Here is a 20,979-nt window from a genome sequence, read left to right on the forward strand (position 1 = left end):
AGCCGTAAACTTGATTAACAATCGTCCTCGAAAATGTCTTGACTATCGTACCCCGAATGAGGTATTCTATAAAGATAGATCAGACAGTGATGCAATTCAGACTTGAATTGGCCGATTATGATGTTTTTTACGCCAAATTATCCAAATACGAGGACAAAAAAACCGCTACGGGAGGAGGGGAGTCTCCCTATGATGCCGCCCGACTTCAAAAAACGGCTGAATGTATTGCTGAATTTTTACCGGATAAGAGCGTTCGCATTTTAGATATTGGCTGTGCCAATGGTGGTTTATTAGGCTATCTTAAAAAACTAGGATATAACAATTTATGTGGTTTAGATCCATCTCCTGCTTGTGTTGAGAATACAAAACAGCTTTACGGAATAGAAGCTTATGCTGGTTCTATTTTTACGCCGCCTCAAGATTTAGGAGATTTTGATCTTGTCATTCTTTCTCATGTGTTAGAGCATATACAGGATCTGAAATTTTCTGTAAAATTAATAGAACAATTAATAAAAGTAGGGGGATATCTATATGTAGAAGTTCCCAATGCCTCGGGATATGTTGATCATGTTTTTGCCCCTTTTCAAGATTTTAATACTGAACATATTAATCATTTTTATCATCCCCATTTGTCAAATTTATTAATTCAATTTGGATTGACCAATAAGTTAATCGGAGAAAAAGTTTTTGATGTCTCTCCGGGGATGTCTTATCCAGCCATTTATAGCTTTTGGCAGAAGCAAGAGTCTAATTCATCGGAATTGGTAATTGCTCAGGACAAAATGCTCAAACAAAGAATCCTGCTTTATATTGAAAGCTCCAAAAAAATTATGACTGATATTGATCTTAAATTACAGTCAGTGTTAGAGGATGCTGCCGATGTTATTGTTTGGGGAACGGGACAATTAGCCATGAAACTACTGGCCGAAACTTCACTGGCAAAAGCCAATATAGTTGCTTTTGTTGATGGAAATCCCATTAATCAAGGTAGTGTTATTTCAGGGATTACGGTACTATCACCTCATGAAATTCAATTAAGAGAGATGAGACAGCCGATTATTGTAACCTCAATTTTATCTCAAGAAGCTATTTACAATGCTATCCAAAAAATGGCTCTGCCTAACCAGGTTATTTTATTGAGATGAGCAAAGGCGAACTTAGCAATTAGTTCACCTTTTTCTCAAAATTAAAGACCCCGTTGATAGATAATCTTTCTGAGACTATCATTAGTTGAATAAGGGCTATCAATGGAGTCAATCATAATGGGTTCATCCTTGTTACAAGCCCTAGTTAATATTTCTCCTGACATTAACTCCCGGCAAGAAATCTGTCCTTTCTGGAGGGGAACCGCTAAATATAAATCTTCATTGATGCGGTCATGGTTGAGAATGTAACCTTCTGGCAAATCTCTTTTAGCATAAACCCCTCGAACCAGCGCATCAAGATACTTAATTTCTCTTTCAGGGGGCATTCTTTTTTGAGTACCAGGCGCGCCACACATTTCCTTAGCTTTTTGAAAAGCTTTAAACCAAATATCGACCTGTTCGGGTAAGGAACAATAAGGAGAGACAGGGACTCCATCCATCTCAATATCGATATGCCTTTCAAAAGTTCTCGCACCCTTAGCGTAGGCTATCAGCATTGAGGATGTCCAATCAGTATATTCATGGGTTGAAAAACCAATGACATGATTGGGGTAGCGATTTTTTAAATAATCAATTTGATTCATCTCTAGCTCAGAATCTTCGGAAGGGTAGAGAGAAACACAATGGTTAATAGCCAAAGGAACATTACGATTTTCAAAGAAGATGACTAAATCATCTATGTCCTTGAGAGAAGAACCTCCCGTTGACACAATTACCGGTTTGCGAGTTTCGGCGATTTTCTCAATTAAAAACCAGTCGTTGAGATCTGAACTAGCGATTTTAATAATGGGGATCCCCAGTTCAACACAAAGATTAACAGACTTTTCATCAAAAGGAGTCGCCATCGGAATACATCCACCTTGACGTACTGCTTTCACTAGAGTTGCGTAATCATCTTCTGTCATTTTTGTATCGAGAGTTTTTTTGATATAGCGAATATCAGTCCTGTCCCGAAAATCTCGATGAATGAAATTGTCCACATCTCTGAATTGAAGCTTGATCGATGCTCTGACATTATTAAACCTAACAATTCTAGAGAAGTCGGTGATGATTTTTAATCCTCTCTCTAAACTCCCCCAATGATTATTGGCAAGTTCTAAAACAAAGAGTTCGTCAAAAATATCGCGGTTAATAGACATTGGATAATCCTCCTTAAAATTAGACTTTATTATTCCCTTGCATGAAAAGCTAATGCTTGATTAGACCTATCAATTCGGGAAAACTATAAATTTTACATAACTGCTCGGAAGTTTCAGATTCGTGTACTTTTCCATAGCCATAGGTGGCGGCAATGAAACTAAGTCCACAGGATTTGGCTGCCTGAGCATCATCACGAGAATCTCCCACCAAGATAGCAGATTGTTGATTGATTTGATACTTTGTCAAGATATGTTGACAAATTGCCGATTTAGAGGAATAGGGATGAGTTCCCGTATCTGGAGATATAACATCGGCAAAAAAATGTAGCATCTGGAGATGATCTAAAATCTTAAAGGTTGGGTGGCTAGGCTTGTTAGTAACAATAAACATTGTAATATTAAAGTCGGACAATTGGCAAAGAGTTTCCACAACTCCTTCATAGATATCAGTTTTTTCCCAACCTTCACTATCGTAGCTTTTGCGAAACTCCCGGGTTAAATCATCAATCAAATCTAGATCAGCATTGCCGATTATCTGTTTGAACATTTCGGCCACAGGGGGGCCAATTAAGCTTGTAGAAATCTGATCTAGAGCAAAGTCTGGAAGTACAGATGACAACGCCTTTGTTAGAGAATATTTAATTCCCCTTGACGAATTAATGAGTGTACCATCTAGATCAAAAAATATGTTTTGGATTTTCATATCAGTTTTAAGGTTTATAGGCAATAATCCCAACTCCCTCCCGACCATCATCTTGAGCATCAGGTAAGTAATCGATACGGGAAATGAACCCTTTTCTCTCAACTATAAGACCCATCTGGGTACAGACACGCGCTAATATATCTGGATCTAGAGTATGAAAAAAGTTAGGCAAATTGGGAGCCAGTTCTGTGGGCATAAATTGGGGAAAGTTATCAATTTGTCCTGGCCAAAAATCGCCCCGATGCTTTCTTTCTTCATAGATAGGTAAAAATGATTTTAAAAATCTATTATAGGGAGTATCGGCAATCAAATAAACTCGACCCCCAGAACAAAGCCAACGGGACATATTACGGACTGATTGCTCAATTTCCGTCCCGGTTAAAAAGTGTAGGACTCTTGAGCAAAGGATGGCTCCCAAACTTTCCTCCTCCAGATTAATCTGATCGGGTAAAGAGCCTTGTAACAATCTAAGACGATTTTTTTGGTGAGAAGGTGTTTTTTGAAGACAAATTTCTAGATGCCGCCGATCTGGATCACAGGCAATCACTTCCGCTCCTGTTGCTAAAGCCGCTAAACTTGCGATCCCGTAAGCTGCTCCGATATCAAGACAAGCTTTGGGAGCCAAGGGAGCAAACTTGACAAAAGCTTCGGTATAAGGATCTATCCAAGCAGTCATAAACCCCATCAAGTTTAGGGTGGGGATGAGCATTTCAGAAACGGGATCAGGCATCTCTACAGAGTTAGACGACATTGAATTGAGTTTCTCCTCAAATTAACGGCAATTAGGCTTCGCTGGTAAAGCGAGAATTGGGAATAGCATAAAAAACTGACTCTAGACCATTCTCACCATGAGGTATAAGAAAATAAGAGTAATCACTGCATATACTATTTACCAATAAGGGAAGTCTCCATAAATGATCCTGTAAATGATAAGTTGAAATAGCCAAGATAGGAGTATATTTCTCGATTATGTTACTTGCTCCCAGAATAGTATCGATTTCTGCACCTTCAATATCCATCTTGATAAATGTTGGTGCTTCATCAGCAATAGTTTCATCAAGGGGAACTACATCTACTTCTAAGTTTCCTTGACTGGAAATTGCCGATCCTTCTGAACCGGCCGCTAAAAATCTCAGTTTTTCTCGTTCTTTACCTGTAGCATTTTGGTAAATTATCACCTTGTCTTGAAGCTGATGATCTAAATTAGAAAGATATGCTTTTAAGTTTTTTACATTAATTGGATCGGGTTCAAAACAAATTATTTTCTCAATTGAATCTCCCTGAAGATCAATAAATGTCTTCAGCGTATCACCATCAAAAGTGCCACAATCTACAAAAACTTCTTTTTTTAAAAGAGGCCTTAGGAAACTCGGGAAATATTGTATTTCCTGAGACGAAAATAAACCATCAGACTCTAGCAAAATTCGCCACTTAATCTGCTTCAAATATTCCCGCTTAGATTCTGTATCTTGCCAAAGATCAAAAGCTGCGATAACATCCCCCGCTTGTTCATAAATTTTGTGAGGTAAGTCAAGATAAAAATGAGGCAAAAATTCTTGTGGATGGCACCAAAAAAAGACGGCACACAGGGCAACATTTTGACACCCTAATTGATGTAATTGCTCCTGAATCAAATTCAGGCTATTCTCTCGATTAAAGACGGTAATAAGGAATAAAGCATTTTGACCATAATTAAGAGCAGCAATTTCAGGGGAAAGAACCTCAACTCCCTCAAGTTTTGTATTCCAGATAGCCGCATTATTATCAGCAAAAGCCACTGGTTCTATGCCAATCTTCCGTAAACCTTTAAGACACTTTCTTCCTAAGTTGCCAGAGCCAAATAAAACAACTTGTCCTTGAGATTTTTCTAACAACCCGCCAAAAACAGAGGTTTCATAATTGATGACGGCATCAATCGGCTTTGCTAGAAGGTTTTTAAGATCAACTAATAAGTCGGAAGTCATAGGCTGTTAAGTATCTAATGTATTGGTTAAGGTTGGGTAAAGCGAGAATTAGGAATAGCATAAAAAATGACATCTTGACCATCGTGCAGATGGGGTTCAAGAAAGAAAGAATAATCTTGGCACATACTCTTGATTAATAAGGGAATTCGCCATAAATGATCCTGTTGGTGATAAACTGAAATTGCCAAAATTGGGGAATGATTCTTGATAATCTCTCTTGCTCCCATAATTGCATCTATTTCCGCCCCCTCAATATCCATTTTAATAAAGGTTGGTGCTTCATTAGCTAGAACTTCATCAAGAGAAATTGCTTCTATTTCTAAAGTTCCTTTGCTGGAAATTGCAGATGCACCCGAACCTGTTGCTGAAAATCTTAGCTTTTCTCGTTGCTTGCCTACTGCATTTTGATAAATAATTATTCTATCTCGAATTGTGCTATCTAAATTAGATAGAGAATGCTGGAGCTTTTCAACATTCTGAGGATCGGGTTCAAAACAAATTACTTTTCCTATAGCACCCGCATTGATAGCCGCTAAAGATTGAACGGTATCCCCATCAAAAGCACCACAATCAATAAACACTTCTTGGTTGATTACAGATAACAAAAAACCAGGGAAATAAGTGATCTCTTTGTAAGCTGACAAGCAGTCAAAATCTAATAATATTCTAGATTTTAGTTGATTAAGATATTGTTCTTTTGAGTAGTCATCTTGTAGAATCATAAAAGCGGCGATGACATCCTCGGCTTGTTCATAAATTTTGTGAGGCAAATCGATGAAATAGTAAGGTAAAAAAAACTGATTATATCGCCAGAAAAGAGCGATAAAAGAAGCGACATTGAGAAAACCTATTTTTTGTAATTGATTTCTAATTGTGATAAAACTGCGGTCTCTTCCTATACTCCAAATAGCCACTAGGAATAAGACATTATCGCCATATTTTTTCATCACAGTTTCAGGAGAAAGAACCTCAACCCCTTCAATCTTTGTATTCCAGATAGCCGCATTATTATCAGCAAAAGCCACTGGTTCTATGCCAACACTCCGCAAACCAGCAAGACACTTTTTGCCTAAGTTGCCAGCACCAAACAACACAATCTGTCCTTGAGATTTTTCGAGCAATTGCTCGAAAAGAGAACTTTCATAATCTTTTATAGAAGCAATTGGTTTTTTGAGTAAATTTTCTAATTCGAGTAATAAAGAAGAAGACATAAGTTACCATCTTAGGGAAATAAAGCTAGTCTCGCCCAATTACTTAGTGTAACAGGGTAACAAAGATTCTAGTGTTTGTTCGTCGGGCAGTTTAAACGGGATTGTTGCTCAGGGTACACCAGATTACTATCCTTGTCAAGGATAATCTATAAAATTGCTAAATAGACTCAATAGAGTCATAATAATCATAATCAACTGGATTTATGGCATCAAAACAATGATTAGAGTTGCCGATTATATCGCCCAAACCCTTGTCAATCAAGGCGTTCATCATATTTTCTTAGTGACAGGTGGCGGCGCCATGCACCTCAACGATGCCATCGGGCGATGCCAAGGCTTGAGTTATATTTGTTGTCACCATGAACAAGCCTGTGCCATGGCGGCAGAAGCTTATGCTAGAGTTACTGGCAAGATCGGGTGTATTAATGTCACCACCGGACCGGGGGGTATTAATGCCTTAAATGGAGTTTTTGGTGCTTGGACAGATTCTATTCCTATGCTGATAGTATCGGGACAGGTGAAGCGAGAAACCTGCCTAGCAACCTACAACCTTCCTCAGTTGAGACAACTGGGGGATCAGGAAGCAGATATTGTTAGCATGGTTAAAGGAATTACGAAGTATGCCGTTCTGATTGATGATCCCCAATCGATTCGATTCCATTTAGAAAAAGCTCTACATTTAGCTGTTTCCGGTCGTCCGGGCCCTTGCTGGATTGATGTTCCCATTGACGTACAATCCAGTAAAATTGATGAAAGTCAATTACAAGGTTACGACCCCTCAGAGGATGGAGAACTATGGGATTTACCGTTAATTCAACAACAATGCCGTGAGGTAATTAGTCGGCTGAAAAACTCTCCCAGACCTGTGATTATGGCAGGCAGCGGTGTGCGAATTGGCGGTGCTGTTGAAATTTTTGAGAAAGTTATCCAAAGGTTGGGAATCCCAGTTACTACGGCTTGGACTCATGATATAATCGCCTCTGATAATCCTTTGTATTGTGGTCGTCCTGGTACAATTGGTGATCGCCCTGGCAATTTTACCGTTCAAAATGCAGAAACTGTACTGATTCTTGGGAGCCGTCTAAATATTCGTCAAGTCAGTTACAATTGGCAGTCTTTTGCTCGCTGTGCCTTTAAGATTCAAGTGGATGCTGATCAAGCAGAATTAGACAAACCGACAGTTAAACCTGACCTCCCAATTCATTGTGATGTGAAAGTTTTTCTGGAAGAATTAAACCGCCAATTGGATGAAGATAATTTCGACCCCGAAAGTCATTCTGATTGGTTGGCTTGGTGCCAAGAAAGGGTTCAACGTTATCCGATCTTTTTACCCCAAAAACATCAGTCCCAAGAAAATGCCATTAATCCCTATCATTTGATGAATACCTTATTTAAGTGTTTAGATAAGGATGATGTGATTGTCTGTGGTGATGGGATGGCCTGTGTTGTTACTTTTCAGTCAGCAATTATCCAAAAAGGACAAAAATTGTTTTCTAACTCTGGCAGTGCCTCAATGGGGTACGATCTGCCGGCTGCCGTGGGGGCAGCCATCGCTCAACAAGGCAAACGGGTTATCTGTTTTGCTGGAGATGGTAGTCTTCAGATGAATATCCAAGAACTCCAAACCGTCGTCCACCACCAACTTCCTATCAAAATCTTTGTTCTTAATAATGGTGGTTATCTATCGATTAGAGCAACACAGATTAACTTTTTTGGCAAGCTAGTTGGGGAAAGCTCTCAGAGTGGCGTGTCCTTTCCTGATATTGTTAAAGTTGCTGAAGCTTATGGCATTCCTGCGACAAGAATTAATTCTCCTGATTTTCAGTCTCAACTGATCGAGGTACTTGAGCAACCCGGTCCAGTGGTGTGTGAAATCATGTTAGATACCCAACAGTTATTTGAGCCTAAATTGAGTTCAAGACAACTACCTGATGGCAAAATGGTTTCATCCCCCCTAGAGGATATGGCTCCTTTCTTAGATAGGGAAGAACTCTTGAGCAATTTATTAATTCCACCGGTGGAGAATTAATGATTAGAAAATACTTCCCTCACCGGACAGAATCTTATTATTTTATTGATGGATGGTTCACTTGTAAGTAATGTATATTCTCAAAAAGGCTAAATTGGTTAACCTGATTAAAAAACATAAATTTGCCCGTTTTTTGCTGGTTGGTGCAATAAATACCCTGTTTGGTTATTTTTTATATGGTAGTCTTATACTGATAGGACTAAATTATAAGTACGCTGTCTTGCTGGCTACCATTCTGGGAGTTTTATTTAACTTTCAAACCACGGGAAAGTTAGTTTTTGGTAGCAAAAACAACAAATTGATTTTTCGTTTTGTCTTAGTTTATGTGGTGACTTTTCTCTTGAACGTTGAGGCCCTGAGAATTGTTGATGCTATTGATATTGGCATCGAGCAAAAAACTAAAATGTTAATCGCGGGTGCTATCTTGGTTCTTCCCATGGCTGTCATCTCTTTTATTTTAATGAAACTATTTGTTTTTAGGGAAGGATCACAATGAAAAAAATTACTGTAATGACCCCTTGTTATAATGAAGAAGGAAATATTGAAGACCTTTACCTGCGAGTTAAAGAAGTCTTTAATCAGTTACCTAACTATGAGTATGAACATCTTTTTATCGATAACGCTTCCCAAGATCAAACTGTAGATGAATTAAAAAAAATTGCTCAAAAAGACCCCGGGGTAAAGGTCATCGTCAATGCTAGAAATTTCGGTCCCGTTCGTTCTGGTTACTATGGGATTCTTCAGTGTTACGGAGATGCGGTTATTCCTATTGTAGCAGATCTGCAAGATCCTCCCGAATTAATCCTAGAATTTGTCAAGAAGTGGGAAGAAGGCTATAAAGTTGTTAAAGCGGTTAAAACTCCGATGAAAGAAGGGGCTTTTTTCTATTTTGCTAGACAAATTTTTTATTATTTAATGGATAATCTTTCAGATATAAGAGTTACTAGAAATTTTACAGGTTTCGGGTTATACGATCAGAAAGTCATCAATGTTCTACGAGAGATTAACGATCCCTATCCCTATTTTAGGGGACTCATTGAAGAGTTGGGTTTTGAAAGTTTCTCTTTTGAGTATCAACAACAACGGCGAAAACGGGGTATTAGTAGTTACAACTTCTATCGATACTATAGCGATGCGATGCTGGGTATTACCAGTCACTCCCAAGTTCCCCTCAGACTGGCCACCATGTTAGGCTTTGCTTTGTCCCTCTTGAGTTTGCTAGTGGCGTTAGGTTATTTAATCGCCAAATTGTTGTTCTGGGATTATTTTCCTTTAGGAACCGCACCAATCATGATCGGACTATTTTTACTCGCTTCGGTGCAGTTATTTTTTATCGGTATTATTGGGGAATATATCGGATTAATGCACATGAGAATTTTAAAAAGACCTTTAGTTGTCGAACGAGAACGGATTAACTTTTATTAATCTATAACTGTCGAACCAATGCCCTGATTCATCATGGAAAATTTTGACTTACGCTTATCTTTATTAAATACAATAGAAAACCAATCTGGATTACCTAATCTATATAGGATAAGTCTAACCATTGTATTATTCATATTTGTCGTTCTAGCACTTTCTCCTACAATCTTCAACGAGTCGAAGGTTAGTAGATTTATCTTGCAGGTTTTCTCGGAACCTGTTTTTTTAGCGTGGACGGGGTTAGCGATTCTCGCTGCTCGTTGGCCAGTTTTACTCGCGCCCTCTATTAATTCGGATGAAGATCTCTTCATTGCCGCCGCGATGAAACTGTTTAAAGATGCAGCTTTCTGGCGTTCGGTTGATACTGGCTCATCGGGTCCGCTGAATATTATACCCCTGACTATTCCTAAACTATTGAATATTCGCATCGATTACGCCAGCGCTCGAGTTATCGGCTTATTTTTAGTTATTCTGTCCGTTATTTTTTTCTATTACTCGCTTAAATATTTATACGATAATCGAGTCGCCCGTATTGCGACTATCCCAGTTGTTTTATTTTTCTCCTCGGCAGTCCACAGTAATTTCGTTCACTATAGCAGCGAACATTTCCCGATCGCTATTTTAAGTGCTGCTCTTTGGATGACCTGCTACGTTTACACCCGCAAGTTTAGCGATCGCATGGTTTTTATCTTTGGTGCAGTTATCGGAATGATGCCCTACGCAAAAATGCAAGGTCTTCCCGTTGCGCTGGCAATCACTTTAATTTTCGCTCACATACTTTGGACAAAAAAAGAAAGTCTCCGACAATTTCTCAAAAGTTTAGCTACCCTCGCATTGGGCTTATTGTTGTTGTCTGCTATCAATCTCTTTTTCTTAATTCTTTTTTCAACCTCTGAGGATTTCTGGAGAAGGTATATCCTCCAGAATTTATTAATTTATGCCGACCTAAAGAACCGAACCTTCGGCGAAAAGTTCAGCCAATTTATATCAATGGCTAGTCGTGAAGGATTAAACTCAAGTTCACTATTTCAAATTACCTCGATTTTTCTCATCCCCGCAACGATTTTATTTTTCAGGGAAAGTATTGTACGGCGAAAGCTATTTTTCACAAATACTTTTATCTTCTTCTTCTACAGCCTGTTTATCCTAGTAGTTTCTATTTATGTCATCGTTCGCCCTGGTAATCATTTCCTGCATTATCTTCTTTTTCTTGTTTTCCCCTGTGGTTTTTTGATCGGTGTCATAATCGGAGAAATTTTTAAATTGTCGGAGAATAATGCTTTTTATAAACAGATACAGTTTTTGATATTGCTATTGATGATCGCGGTCATCCTCCCACAGAGCTATACTTTTATCAGAAGCAAAAACCCCTATCTCTCTCGACACCAAAAATATCTTCAGGACTATCAAACTCCCGTCGTGCAGACAATCTTGCAATACGCTTTACCGACTGATTCAATGGCGGTCTGGGGCAAGAGGAATGATCTATATGTCGAGACTGGACTGTATCCAGGAGTTAGAGACGGTTTGATTATATGGATGGCTTTTAAAGGTCCCCAGCAGGCTTATCATCTAAAAAGCTTCGCAGACGATCTATTAAAGTCAAAATCAAAGGTTTTTGTAGATGCGACAGCTGGGGATAAGTCCTATGTCGATAAGACGATTTGTCGTCGCAAGAATACGAATTGTCGTTATGATGCCTATCCCGAAATCGCCACTGTGATTGAAAATAACTATCGCATGGTGGATGAAGTTGAGGGCATTCGGATTTATGTGAGAAAATAGAGTAGTGAAAAAATGGTAGATAATCAAATTGATTTACGCTGGTGGCTACTGAGCAACTTGGCAAGTATTCAATCTTTGTCAATTATTTACAGAATATCGGTAATAGTCACTTTTATTATCTTCGTTTCTGGCTCTTCGTTACTTGGTATGATTCGATCAGGGGGCATAAATCGACTAAATCCTTATAGGGCAAGAGATTTAATTGATTAGTTCGCTCTAGATCGAAAACAATTAACAAAAATCGCCAAATGTCTTTCTCTATAAGATTTTCATTCCTTATAACCCTGTACGTTGCATAAGACAAAACGAAGAACTGGAAATCCCCTTAAAAATAACCATAATTGGTAATTCACCCAAAATAGTTTTTACTCTTTTCGTCCGACTGGCGGTTTCTTCTATACTTATTTTGATCAAAAAATACCGAGTTCTGGGTTAACACACTAGCTCATTAAATCTCTGACAGTCTCCTCTATTTCTCCCAAGTTATTTGGATTGTTGCTGCCATCGAGATATATTTTGAATCGTAAGTTATAATTACTATAATCTCATTTCTCTTTCTGATCAGGTTCGAGGTTTTATAGTTTTTAACAGCTACAAGCATTAATACTCATGGCATAAGTGAGATGCTCCCTATTGCCAACGGACAGAAGGCGATCGAAAACCGACTAACCATCATGGAAAACAAACTAACCACCATGGAAAACGGACAGAAGAATTTAGAGTTAGGGCAGTCGGGAATTAAAGGCGATATCCGAACCCTAGACGGGAAGATAGAGGGTTTAAGCTGCAAGCAGATCGAGTTAAAGTTATAGAGAACGCGACGGGGAAAACCACCGATCTCGTCGAAAAAGTCGGGGAACTGAAAAACTGGAAACAGATCGGGGTAGTAGTGATCACCGCTTCGCTCAGTTCGATCTAGTCCTAGGTTTTAACAATTACCCAAGAAGACAGCTAATAATTATCCCCAAAATACTCTAGGGAGTAACCTAAATAACCAACCTTAAAAAAACTCTCTGCTAAACTTGAGTCAGTAGATGCACCCTGATGAAAAAGGAGAGTCAAAGAAAGCTCTCCTTTTTTTTTTGAGAAAGCAATCCCGGGGGATTTAGCCGCGGTTAGCAGGTAATTTCGCCTTGCGCGCCATATCTTTGAAACCATTCAAACTTGGACCAGGGCGACGGCGAGACATACTAGGAGTAATCAAGTATTTTGTCGCAAATTCCACTTCTTGCGGCTCTACTTTACCGTTAGTAGCGGCTACGGGTGCCGGTGCGCTCACAGGAGCGGCGGGAGTTTCTTTTGCTTGCTTTTCTTTCTTAACAGAAGTTTTTTTGGTTTTTTTCTCAGCTACAGGGGCGGGAGCAGACTCGACAGCAGGCGCCGGCGCTTCCACAACAGGTGGGGCTGCTGCCGTGGTTGCTGTCGCTTTTTGTTCACCATCGGTTTCTTTTAGTTCTAGGTAAAAGTCAGATTTTTTGCCACCAAAGAGATTTTTTAACATCGGGGATCACTCCGAGAGTTGGGAAAATGTAAAAGACTAGGTATTTAAAAATTTATCATTGACCGGGATCAGGCAGCAAACAAGATTATTGTCTTGACAATTTCTCTGCTTCATCTATTTTTCTTTGGATAATCGCTACCAGAAAAAGGTTTTAAAAACAAGTTAAATTTACAAAAATTTACAAAAATTAAGGACGAGAAACCCCGACGCAAACAATGGCAAAAACTGCTAGAGACGTTGTCAGCAACGTCTCTAGATTATTTATTGGGGATTTGGTCGGATTTAGCCGGCTGCGGGTACACGGCTGCCGCTAACTCCGGGTACAGGACCACGACGAATATTGGTTTCCGTTTCGATGGGAACGAATTCAATATGATTGAGGAGGGTAGTAACAAAAGCAAAGAGTAAAAAAGGCAAAGAGAGGACGACGACTAACCCCACGGTAGCGAGGGCAAAAATTTGTCTAGTGCTACTCCAAAGAGCTAGAGTGGAAGCCAGAGTAAGAAAAATAACGATTAACCAAACGATTATTTGTCCGTAAATATCTCCGAAGGTGAGGGTGCAAACCATGCGATAGTTACGAAAATCCTTATCCATAACAGTAAACCCGTAGATAGTTAGTTATTGTTTTAGGGTAAGTCTATAATTGTCAACTTGGTCAATATTTAAAGGTTTTTATAAACACTTGTTGATAAATCTTTACAATTCTGCGCCGAGCGGGTAGCCAAATCTAGAGGTAAGAGCGGTATTGTTTGGTTGCCCTTCCGGAAAACTAAGTTGATATTATAAGAATTGCTAAGAATTGCTAAGAATTACCAAAAAACTGGCCAAAATTTTGGCGAACGCTCTTTACAATTAAGTTAGAAAGGCAAGGAGGAGCAAGCCTAATGAAAACTTTTGTTGAGCGTTATTGGTCTTGGTTTAATTGGACAACCCTAGCCATGGTTGTTCTCGGTTTCTGGTTAAGTGCCAGTTTCGTCATCGATTTAATCATTATCCCCAGCTTATCCGTAGCTGGCATGATGACACAAAATGGCTTTGCCAGTGCCGGTTACTTGCTATTTGGCATTTTTAACCATCTGGAATTAGTTTGTGCGGCGATTGTGCTGTGTAGCTTTGTTGTCTTCCACCGCTATCATACCTTAATCCATCTCCCCGAACATCGATCGCTTCTATTTGCCGGTGTTCTCTTAGTAATCACCCTAATTTACACCTATTTTCTCACTCCCAATCTGAGTGCTATGGGTTTACTGGCCCCCGTTACTGCGTCGGGAATGTCGGGAGAAATGATGTCCTTGCAGATTGGTTACTGGTTTCTAGAAGTGGTTAAAGGTTTGATAGCTTTTACCCTGTTGCGCTGGTGTTGGCGAGATGCCTTTAAGTTGGCTTAGTTTTTGATGACAAGCGGGGTTCAACCCGCTTTTTTTAGTTCTAGCAATATAATCGGCCTATTTGATTCGTGAACGGAGAGGCAGTACAACTAGGGAAGCCAAGAATAGAGGTCGTAAATATTTTACATTTCATTTAGGCAGACTAGGGACAAAAAGAATCAAGGAAATTTTTAAACCATACTTTCAGTGAGGACAAGGATTTTCTTCAGTAATGCCGATGGGGTAGGCGAATTGACAATTCCAGACACTGGCAAAGGAAAGATGGTTCTTCTCGTTTCTGTAGGGATAATTTTCTTTCCAGAAAGATAGTCTTCAAAGCCTTGCCTAGCAAGACTCCTACCAATGATAAGGGACCTGCGCTTTGATAATGTACCTTTTGGGCGAACGCAGTTCGCCCCTACATTGTGGACAAAATCCGTTACTGTAGGGGCGCAAAGCTTGCGCCCTCCGATCAATTGGGATATTATTCACAATTCTTGCAAATTAATTTCGTCTGTGAGGAAAGCTGGAAGTGTTGTTCAAAAAAGCCAAAAGAAACAGCCAGATGAGACACATATTTTCTGGAGGAATTTTCATTGCCTCCTGTGTGGGGACAGCCATACTGTGCGATGGGGTGAAAGCCATTCCTTCCCCCTTAGACATTGACGCTGCTTCTATTCGGGTATCCCAGGAAAAAATTATCATCAATTCCCCCGTGGAATTAGAGAGGACGGACAGAATTCTGACCACCAATTCCTTCTCGACAACAGAGGGATTAGCCGACAGTAATCTGCCCTCATCCTTAGAAAATAAACTAGAGAAATCTTCCCTCGATACTTTAGCAACAGAAAAGACCGGGACAATTTCAACCCTAGAAGAATGGAAGGCGAATCTAGGGACAATGCAAGCGAGTCAGCTTTTACCAGCAGGAGATAATAACTCTCCAGAAGTCGAAAAATGGCAAGCACAGGCATCCACCCCCGTTGATACCAATGTTTCTCCCGAATTGCAGCGTTTACGTCAAGAGTTTCTGATTGAGGAACCGCAAACCCTTTCTGCGAAACTGGCGGAAGTTGTGGTTGCCCCTAGTGCCAGTATCTCTACTCCCATCGGTTTTGGAGCGAATTTTGGGCAGATTTTCGGTGGTTTCGCTTTCCAGTCGAGAACCCGTTTTACCAATCAAGCAGATGGTGGGTTAGCCCTAGGGGTCGGTTTAGGAGAACCCCAGAAAATTGTCGGTTTGGATGTAACTATGGCGATTTTGAGCCTTTTTGGTGATAATGCCGGACGGGGTAGTTTTAGCTTTAAAATTCACCGTTCTCTGCCAGAAGGTTTTGCTGTCGCCCTAGGATTTGAAAATGCTATTAACTGGGGTGGGACAGATGCCGGTAGCAGTATCTACGGGGTGGTGAGCAAATTTTTTCAGTTCACAGAAACAACGAAAGAACCCTTTAGTCAATTGACGCTCTCTTTGGGTGTTGGTGGTGGTCGTTTTCGCTCGGAAGGAGCCATCGAAGATGGGGTAAACTCGCTGGGTGTCTTTGCTAGTGCTGGTTTAAGAATTGTTGAACCTGTCTCGGCCATTGTCGAATGGTCGGGTCAAGATTTAAACGCAGGTATTTCCCTGATTCCCTTCCCGAAAGTCCCCTTGACGATTAACCTTGCCGGTGCTGATTTAACGGGCAATGCCGGGGACGGCGCTCGCTTCGTCATGAGTATCGGCTACAATTACTTTTTCCCCCGTTAGTCGGTTTTTAGATTGTCTAATTTAGCTTTTTGAATGAGGATTAAGACCATGTTGATGAAATGGTTGACTAATTGGCAAGTTTCCCTAGTGGCGGCGGTTTTGTTGACCAATGCCCTAGTCTCTCCTAGTATGGCGCAAACCGGCAACCAATCCGATGCCACTGGGGCAATTCTTTCCACCGGTGATTTTGCCGGTCAAACTTTCCCCGGCACCACGACGGTAACGGGATTTCAGGGGGGAGAACCGGCTCAAATCGCTGTTAATCAAGCGGCTGCTTCTCTGAATACTCTGTTAGCTGATAATAATTTAACCTCCCCCACGGGTACCCCGATTCCCCCAGGCGTTCAGCAATTGCTACTGAGCATCTTAACAGGGGATGCACAGGCGGGTAATAATATCAATGCTGTCACCGCCGCTCTTTACTCAGCCCCCGGCGCACCGCCATTAAATGTTATTCAAGACTTATTGGCCAGCTTAGAGAAACTGACCAGGGATGAGAAGGTAGTTCCAGCTAAATTGCTGGCGGCGGTGCGGGCTTATAATGCGATGATTTTAGCCAGTAACGAAGAGTTTCTCCGCAATCCTCCCGCAGAACTACGAGCAATTCAAGCATTCTTAGCTAAATTGGTGGGACCCACTATTAGCTAACCCGCATTTTCCCTGCTGACTTGAAAGAGGGTGTGGGGTGTGGGGTGTGGGGTGTAGGGAAGGAAACCTCTTTCATCTGTGGGGGTGAAAATTTTTTCATCGGGACTGACTTCACCATAGTCTCCTTGGATTAGAGGGCTGTGGTGAAGGCTCCACGGTGGGCGCGGTGGTTGGCTGTGAGGGGGTTAGAGAAGGGGTATTTCCTCCCCCTAAAGATTCTTGGAGCTTGTCGCGCAGTTTTTTGGCGGTATCGGAGTCAGGATTAATTTTGAGAGCTTGTTCGTAGGCGGCCAGCGCCTCTTGGGAGCGTTTCCAGTAGGTCAAGACCAGACCTTTACCGTACCAAGCTTGATAGAGTTGAGCATCGAGTTGCAAGGCTTTTTCATAGGCGGCATAGGCGAGGGCTAATTGTCCTAACCGCCACATTTTATTGCCTTGATTAAGCCAGTTTAGGGGATTAGTATCGTTATTATTGGGAACTTCAAAAGCCTTGTATAATTCATCACCAATTTCTTGCAAAGATAAGGCATTGGGGGGCGAATTTTCGACATTTATCTGCCCTTGAATGCCAGACTGGGGTGCTAATTTCAAAAAAGTAGTGATGGGAATAGCGAGACTAAAGCCAATTGGCACGGGAACCTTTTCGATTTTTTCGGCTTCATTTTGTCCGTGAACTGCGATGACTCGTCCATTGATATCCAACACTGGACCGCCACTCATGCCCCCATAGGTGACACTGGTATAAACTATCTCATACCCCAACTCCGGGGGAAATATTTTCAGCAAGGGTGTAATGTCCTTGGGCAGCACTTTCCCCACATTGAACAATCGTTTCCGCTTGCCGATAAATTTCGGGTCGGGCCATCCAGAAGCAAAAATAAATTGTTCGTCAGCTACTTGATAGTTAGCCAAGGTCGCTAACTGATAATTTTGGTCGCTCTGAAACTGCACGAGAGCTAGATCTACTCCGGGTAATTTTTTGATGCTATTGTAATCGAGCGGATATTGCTTGCCATCCCAGGTAATAATTTTTAGTTGATCGTAATAGAACTTGCAGGCATCTCTAGCATCTTTACAGATCACATGACTGGCAGTAAGAACAGTATAAACTTTTCCTTCTTTGGCAATAATTGATCCAGAGCCATTAGCAGTAATTTTCCCATTCGCCCCCTCTTCTTCTGAGGGGATTAAAACGGTAATCTTTTCAGCAGTTTTTTCTATCTGCTCAGTTGTTGATGCCTTAGCAATCTGAGGAGAAACCACAAACACCGCTATACTAACTAGGGCGGCGGAAATTTTCAAGAAATTGTTGCTCATCTGGTTTAAAAATACAGTTGAGTGGAATTTACCAGAGGGGTGTGGGAGCGGGATTCTTTTCTCTTGGGGTTGACGAGGATGGAGAAGGAAAATCTTCCCAGAAAGTGGGTTCTCTATGGGTGGGAAGCGGTGGGGGTGACACTGCGGGCCGTTGCCGACTGGAAGCAGATACAGAAGATGACCCCGATTGTAAAAAAGTCCCAATAGGAATCGCCCAACTTAATCGACTCATTTGTTCCCACAGTGCCGGTGAAGTCACCGTTCCGTCAGCAAAAACGTAGGATTTACCCCAGAGAGGATAAGCATGAATCCCGTTAATACCAATAACTTTACCTTGCCGATTCAGCAGCGGTCCGCCACTCATGCCATTTTTAATCTTATTGGTGTAGCCGATTTGGTAGCCCCCCGAAAAGGATTTATCACTCAAAAGCGACACTTTACCAACGGTGAAGGTAAAATCAAAGGGATAGCCGGCGGCGAAAACTTCATCTCCGATAGTGAGATCATCGACATTAGCCAAATCAGCAATAGAATAAACTTGGCTACTGCGAAAAGAAACTAAGCCTAAATCATAATCATTCAAGCGAACTGTTCTGACCAACTCACCCCGATGTATCTTGCCGTCAGGGGTTTGTATTTGCCAAACCCGAGAGCGATACCGCCCTAAAACATGGTCATTCGTGAGGACTTTGTAGGAAGAACCCTGCTTTTCAACTAAAATGCCCGAACCCCAGCCTTGCCCTGATAACACCTTAACAGTAATTGCTCTGGCTGACTGACGCAGCTGTTGTTCTGAAAGTTGCTGAGAGCTATGGGCATTGGCCTGGTTAGGTTCCAGAGCAGGAGCATAGCTTTGGACAGCAAGCAAAGGTGTGGACAGTCCCAATAATAAACTGCCCGCACCAGCCAAAATTCTTTTTATAGGCCGACTCACTTGATTACTATGCTCCTTCTAAGAAACTAGAAAAGTTTACCAAACAGCGGGCGTTGGGTTTCCTTGCGTCAACCCAACCTACCTTATCTATAGAACTAGAAAAGTTTACCAAACAGAACCGCCTGATGGTTTTTGGGGGGGTTGTTCGGGAGAAGTCCCAGGCGCCGGAGAAGAGGACGAACCGGTGGCAGGATTTGTTTCCACGGGAACGCTTTCTAGGAATTTTTTGAAATAGACAGTGGCAGAATCCGATGAGCTTTCAAACAAAGGACTGCTGCTGGCTCCCGCCCGGATGTCAAATAGCTGTGCGATTTTCTGGGTTGCGTTTTCCCCTCTCTTGAGGGTGAATAATAGGTTACTGCTATTTGCCCGTTCTCGTCCATCACTAGGGGAATAGATAACCGGCAGACCATTGAGATAGCCAGTGGTAATAATATCAATTCCGCCTGGTCGAGTGGAAAGGGTATTGAATCTTCCGGTCACTTCTTGACAACGTTGCATGGGAGTATAACCGGCACCACTGAAATAACGAGAAAACCAATGAATCACGGGCTTATATTCATTAGGTCCGACTTGGGCAGCGGTTGTGGGAACTCCTACATAGGGGCCTGTCAGTGGTACAAGACACTCGAATCTGGTTTGAGCTTGGCTCGGTGATTGTAAGGTCAAGGCAGCTCCTACACCAATCAGAGCAATAGTCAGAGTTTTTGTCAAAGTTTGTAGTTTCATTGTTCTTATCCTAATCCTGCAAAGGGACTCCGTTGTACACTTCAAAGGTAGCTTTTATTTTTCCGCAAAACAAACAAAAGCAAGGCCTTTGCAACAATTCTTATTTTTTGGGATTACCCTTTCTTCAAACCACTTTAAGAGAGCAATCAGATGAGTTCGTTTACCCCAAAGCAGACCAAACTTCTAACTTACTGACCACGCGACGAATCACCTCATCGGTAAACTCACTCATGGTCATTTGGCCCCCTAAATCGGGGGTTTTTTTGCCCTCGTGAATAGTTTCAAAGACACTTTCATAAATTGCCCTGGAAGCTTTACGCGCCTCGCTAGTTTCGATATAACCTAACAAAGCTGCCGAGGCTAAAATCATCGCCATGGGATTAGCGATATTTTTGCCCTCTAAAGCCGGGGCCGTGCCGTGGGGAGCTTCTGCCATAATAGTTTTAACCGCTAAGGTCTCCTCATCAAATCCCAAAACTAAACTTTCGGCCCCAGCAATACTGCCATAGAGTTGCAAGACAAAATCAGATAATAAATCGCCATCGCGATTAAGTGCTGGAATCACCAAAGCTTCGCCGTCGGTTTGTAAAAGTAGAGCAAAAGTTGCATCAATTAACAGGGGTTGATAACGCACTTCCGGATGTCTTCGGGCCGCCGCGTCTAATTCCTCTTTAAACATCCCTTCGTAGGTGGCACTAACGGTGAATTTTGGGCCGCCAAATACCCGCGCCCCGGTTTTTTTGGCCTGTTGAAAGGTAAACTCGGCCACGGCGCGACTGGTAGCCCTAGAAATGCGCGAGGTGCGATAGGCAATTTCATCGCCGGTGGCAGTGGTTTCTCGCCATTCTTTGGCCCCGTAGGCATCATCAACGGCCATGCGGACAATGGCAATGGGAGAATTAACGCCCCCAATCGGACGAATACCGGGGATACGGCGACCGATGCGGAGAATTACCTGAGAATTCATTGCTTCTCTTAAAATAGCGTTAGGACTGCCCACATCTCCTTTGATTTCTGGGGTAATAGTGGCAGCTTTGAGAGCTAATCCGGTTTTTAGAGTCGCTTCGGCGGCCTCGTGAACCACTTGATTGTTACTCTGGCGACGTTGGGCTAAACTAAGATCAAAATCGGCAAAGCTAAGCGGTTGACGAATTATCGAGGGTTGCAATACTCTCAGGGCTTCTAGTAATAGTTCTTCTCCAGTTTGGTCCCCGTGCATGACCACAATAGTGGGGATATTTTCAGTCATAATTTTTGAGTTTTAATAAAAATTTTCGAGTATATGTTAATGCTTAATTGGCTGGTTAATTGGCTAAAAAAGATACTTTTTACCTT

General features: G+C 41.5%; 19 protein-coding genes and 3 pseudogenes. 10 read left to right on the forward strand and 12 right to left on the reverse strand.

Going from position 1 to position 20,979, the window contains the following annotated elements; translation table 11 throughout:
- Both LW728_RS17735 and LW728_RS17740 read left to right on the forward strand, forming a co-directional pair.
- A pseudogene (locus tag LW728_RS17735) lies at positions 1 to 106 on the forward strand (IS30 family transposase); the annotation flags it as partial.
- Positions 90 to 1,145 (forward strand): class I SAM-dependent methyltransferase, encoded by a 1,056-nt coding sequence (locus LW728_RS17740; RefSeq protein WP_287767475.1) that lies wholly within the window; start codon positions 90 to 92, stop codon positions 1,143 to 1,145. The pseudogene LW728_RS17735 and the gene LW728_RS17740, both read left to right, overlap by 17 nt.
- Before the next feature lie 41 nt (positions 1,146 to 1,186).
- Here LW728_RS17740 and LW728_RS17745 read toward each other — a convergent pair whose 3' ends face one another.
- From LW728_RS17745 to LW728_RS17765, 5 genes are read right to left on the reverse strand one after another with little or no spacing between them, the layout of a single operon-like run.
- Positions 1,187 to 2,284 (reverse strand): N-acetylneuraminate synthase family protein, encoded by a 1,098-nt coding sequence (locus LW728_RS17745; RefSeq protein ID WP_046662594.1) that lies wholly within the window; start codon positions 2,282 to 2,284, stop codon positions 1,187 to 1,189.
- A 49-nt stretch (positions 2,285 to 2,333) separates the two neighbouring features.
- Complete coding sequence (locus LW728_RS17750) at positions 2,334 to 3,047, reverse strand: HAD family hydrolase (RefSeq protein WP_353845712.1); 714 nt, start codon at positions 3,045 to 3,047, stop codon at positions 2,334 to 2,336.
- Positions 2,995 to 3,717, reverse strand: a complete 723-nt coding sequence (locus LW728_RS17755) for a class I SAM-dependent methyltransferase (protein ID WP_216644410.1) — start codon at positions 3,715 to 3,717, stop codon at positions 2,995 to 2,997. The genes LW728_RS17750 and LW728_RS17755 overlap by 53 nt, the downstream gene beginning before the upstream one ends.
- Before the next feature lie 52 nt (positions 3,718 to 3,769).
- On the reverse strand, positions 3,770 to 4,951 hold the full coding sequence (locus LW728_RS17760) for an FkbM family methyltransferase (RefSeq protein WP_149989816.1): 1,182 nt from the start codon (positions 4,949 to 4,951) through the stop codon (positions 3,770 to 3,772).
- Positions 4,952 to 4,977: 26 nt separating this feature from the next.
- Positions 4,978 to 6,162: an FkbM family methyltransferase gene (locus tag LW728_RS17765; protein ID WP_149989815.1), complete on the reverse strand. Its 1,185-nt coding sequence runs from the start codon at positions 6,160 to 6,162 to the stop codon at positions 4,978 to 4,980.
- 217 nt (positions 6,163 to 6,379) lie between these two features.
- On the opposite strand from LW728_RS17765, the gene LW728_RS17770 reads away from it, so the two are divergent.
- From LW728_RS17770 to LW728_RS17785, 4 genes are all read left to right on the forward strand, one after another.
- Complete coding sequence (locus tag LW728_RS17770) at positions 6,380 to 8,191, forward strand: thiamine pyrophosphate-binding protein (RefSeq protein ID WP_287665329.1); 1,812 nt, start codon at positions 6,380 to 6,382, stop codon at positions 8,189 to 8,191.
- Between the two features lie 70 nt (positions 8,192 to 8,261).
- A complete protein-coding gene (locus LW728_RS17775) occupies positions 8,262 to 8,687 on the forward strand; it encodes a GtrA family protein (protein ID WP_287767452.1) in 426 nt (141 codons plus the stop codon).
- Complete coding sequence (locus LW728_RS17780; RefSeq protein ID WP_287665324.1) at positions 8,684 to 9,616, forward strand: glycosyltransferase family 2 protein; 933 nt, start codon at positions 8,684 to 8,686, stop codon at positions 9,614 to 9,616. Before LW728_RS17775 ends, LW728_RS17780 begins: the two co-directional genes overlap by 4 nt.
- Positions 9,617 to 9,649: 33 nt before the next feature.
- Positions 9,650 to 11,398 (forward strand): glycosyltransferase family protein, encoded by a 1,749-nt coding sequence (locus LW728_RS17785; protein WP_287767454.1) that lies wholly within the window; start codon positions 9,650 to 9,652, stop codon positions 11,396 to 11,398.
- Positions 11,399 to 11,737: 339 nt separating this feature from the next.
- Here the strand turns inward: LW728_RS17785 and LW728_RS17790 are convergent.
- A pseudogene (locus LW728_RS17790) lies at positions 11,738 to 11,895 on the reverse strand (ISKra4 family transposase); the annotation flags it as partial.
- Between the two features lie 126 nt (positions 11,896 to 12,021).
- Here LW728_RS17790 and LW728_RS23280 point away from each other — a divergent pair.
- Positions 12,022 to 12,317 (forward strand): annotated as a pseudogene (locus LW728_RS23280) (hypothetical protein).
- A 186-nt stretch (positions 12,318 to 12,503) separates the two neighbouring features.
- Here the strand turns inward: LW728_RS23280 and LW728_RS17800 are convergent.
- Both LW728_RS17800 and LW728_RS17805 read right to left on the reverse strand, forming a co-directional pair.
- Positions 12,504 to 12,899 (reverse strand): hypothetical protein, encoded by a 396-nt coding sequence (locus LW728_RS17800; RefSeq protein ID WP_004268704.1) that lies wholly within the window; start codon positions 12,897 to 12,899, stop codon positions 12,504 to 12,506.
- Between the two features lie 282 nt (positions 12,900 to 13,181).
- On the reverse strand, positions 13,182 to 13,496 hold the full coding sequence (locus LW728_RS17805) for a hypothetical protein (RefSeq protein ID WP_002758945.1): 315 nt from the start codon (positions 13,494 to 13,496) through the stop codon (positions 13,182 to 13,184).
- Positions 13,497 to 13,786: 290 nt separating this feature from the next.
- Here LW728_RS17805 and LW728_RS17810 point away from each other — a divergent pair, with 290 nt between their 5' ends.
- The 3 genes from LW728_RS17810 to LW728_RS17820 all read left to right on the forward strand — a co-directional run bounded on the left by LW728_RS17810 (position 13,787) and on the right by LW728_RS17820 (position 16,664).
- Positions 13,787 to 14,290, forward strand: a complete 504-nt coding sequence (locus LW728_RS17810; protein WP_002798683.1) for a hypothetical protein — start codon at positions 13,787 to 13,789, stop codon at positions 14,288 to 14,290.
- A 511-nt stretch (positions 14,291 to 14,801) separates the two neighbouring features.
- Positions 14,802 to 16,016 carry a hypothetical protein gene (locus LW728_RS17815; protein WP_353845713.1) on the forward strand — a complete coding sequence of 405 codons (1,215 nt, stop codon included), beginning with the start codon at positions 14,802 to 14,804 and terminating at the stop codon, positions 16,014 to 16,016.
- Positions 16,017 to 16,064: 48 nt separating this feature from the next.
- On the forward strand, positions 16,065 to 16,664 hold the full coding sequence (locus tag LW728_RS17820; RefSeq protein ID WP_287767459.1) for a hypothetical protein: 600 nt from the start codon (positions 16,065 to 16,067) through the stop codon (positions 16,662 to 16,664).
- A 111-nt stretch (positions 16,665 to 16,775) separates the two neighbouring features.
- On the opposite strand, the gene LW728_RS17825 is transcribed toward LW728_RS17820, so the two are convergent.
- The 4 genes from LW728_RS17825 to LW728_RS17840 all read right to left on the reverse strand — a co-directional run bounded on the left by LW728_RS17825 (position 16,776) and on the right by LW728_RS17840 (position 20,893).
- Positions 16,776 to 17,981 (reverse strand): tetratricopeptide repeat-containing S1 family peptidase, encoded by a 1,206-nt coding sequence (locus LW728_RS17825; RefSeq protein WP_287767460.1) that lies wholly within the window; start codon positions 17,979 to 17,981, stop codon positions 16,776 to 16,778.
- Between the two features lie 28 nt (positions 17,982 to 18,009).
- Positions 18,010 to 18,915, reverse strand: coding sequence for a S1 family peptidase (locus LW728_RS17830; RefSeq protein ID WP_287767462.1), 906 nt, complete (start codon positions 18,913 to 18,915; stop codon positions 18,010 to 18,012).
- Positions 18,916 to 19,020: 105 nt separating this feature from the next.
- Positions 19,021 to 19,644, reverse strand: coding sequence for a COP23 domain-containing protein (locus LW728_RS17835; protein ID WP_287767464.1), 624 nt, complete (start codon positions 19,642 to 19,644; stop codon positions 19,021 to 19,023).
- Between the two features lie 160 nt (positions 19,645 to 19,804).
- Positions 19,805 to 20,893, reverse strand: a complete 1,089-nt coding sequence (locus LW728_RS17840; RefSeq protein WP_287767466.1) for an isocitrate/isopropylmalate family dehydrogenase — start codon at positions 20,891 to 20,893, stop codon at positions 19,805 to 19,807.
- Positions 20,894 to 20,979 lie beyond the last annotated feature (86 nt).

It is taken from the genome of Microcystis sp. 49638_E5 (assembly GCF_021300285.1).
Lineage (GTDB): Bacteria > Cyanobacteriota > Cyanobacteriia > Cyanobacteriales > Microcystaceae > Microcystis > Microcystis aeruginosa_C.

Coding starts and splice junctions, on each gene's coding strand:
- LW728_RS17755 (WP_216644410.1), bottom strand. CDS start 3,717: ATGCCTGATCCCGTTTCTGAAATGCTCATCCCCACCCTAAACTTGATG.
- LW728_RS17820 (WP_287767459.1), top strand. CDS start 16,065: ATGTTGATGAAATGGTTGACTAATTGGCAAGTTTCCCTAGTGGCGGCG.
- LW728_RS17770 (WP_287665329.1), top strand. CDS start 6,380: ATGATTAGAGTTGCCGATTATATCGCCCAAACCCTTGTCAATCAAGGC.
- LW728_RS17780 (WP_287665324.1), top strand. CDS start 8,684: ATGAAAAAAATTACTGTAATGACCCCTTGTTATAATGAAGAAGGAAAT.
- LW728_RS17810 (WP_002798683.1), top strand. CDS start 13,787: ATGAAAACTTTTGTTGAGCGTTATTGGTCTTGGTTTAATTGGACAACC.
- LW728_RS17805 (WP_002758945.1), bottom strand. CDS start 13,496: ATGGATAAGGATTTTCGTAACTATCGCATGGTTTGCACCCTCACCTTC.
- LW728_RS17765 (WP_149989815.1), bottom strand. CDS start 6,162: ATGTCTTCTTCTTTATTACTCGAATTAGAAAATTTACTCAAAAAACCA.
- LW728_RS17775 (WP_287767452.1), top strand. CDS start 8,262: ATGTATATTCTCAAAAAGGCTAAATTGGTTAACCTGATTAAAAAACAT.
- LW728_RS17825 (WP_287767460.1), bottom strand. CDS start 17,981: ATGAGCAACAATTTCTTGAAAATTTCCGCCGCCCTAGTTAGTATAGCG.
- LW728_RS17750 (WP_353845712.1), bottom strand. CDS start 3,047: ATGCTCAAGATGATGGTCGGGAGGGAGTTGGGATTATTGCCTATAAAC.
- LW728_RS17745 (WP_046662594.1), bottom strand. CDS start 2,284: ATGTCTATTAACCGCGATATTTTTGACGAACTCTTTGTTTTAGAACTT.
- LW728_RS17760 (WP_149989816.1), bottom strand. CDS start 4,951: ATGACTTCCGACTTATTAGTTGATCTTAAAAACCTTCTAGCAAAGCCG.
- LW728_RS17835 (WP_287767464.1), bottom strand. CDS start 19,644: ATGAAACTACAAACTTTGACAAAAACTCTGACTATTGCTCTGATTGGT.
- LW728_RS17840 (WP_287767466.1), bottom strand. CDS start 20,893: ATGACTGAAAATATCCCCACTATTGTGGTCATGCACGGGGACCAAACT.
- LW728_RS17740 (WP_287767475.1), top strand. CDS start 90: ATGCAATTCAGACTTGAATTGGCCGATTATGATGTTTTTTACGCCAAA.
- LW728_RS17785 (WP_287767454.1), top strand. CDS start 9,650: ATGGAAAATTTTGACTTACGCTTATCTTTATTAAATACAATAGAAAAC.
- LW728_RS17800 (WP_004268704.1), bottom strand. CDS start 12,899: ATGTTAAAAAATCTCTTTGGTGGCAAAAAATCTGACTTTTACCTAGAA.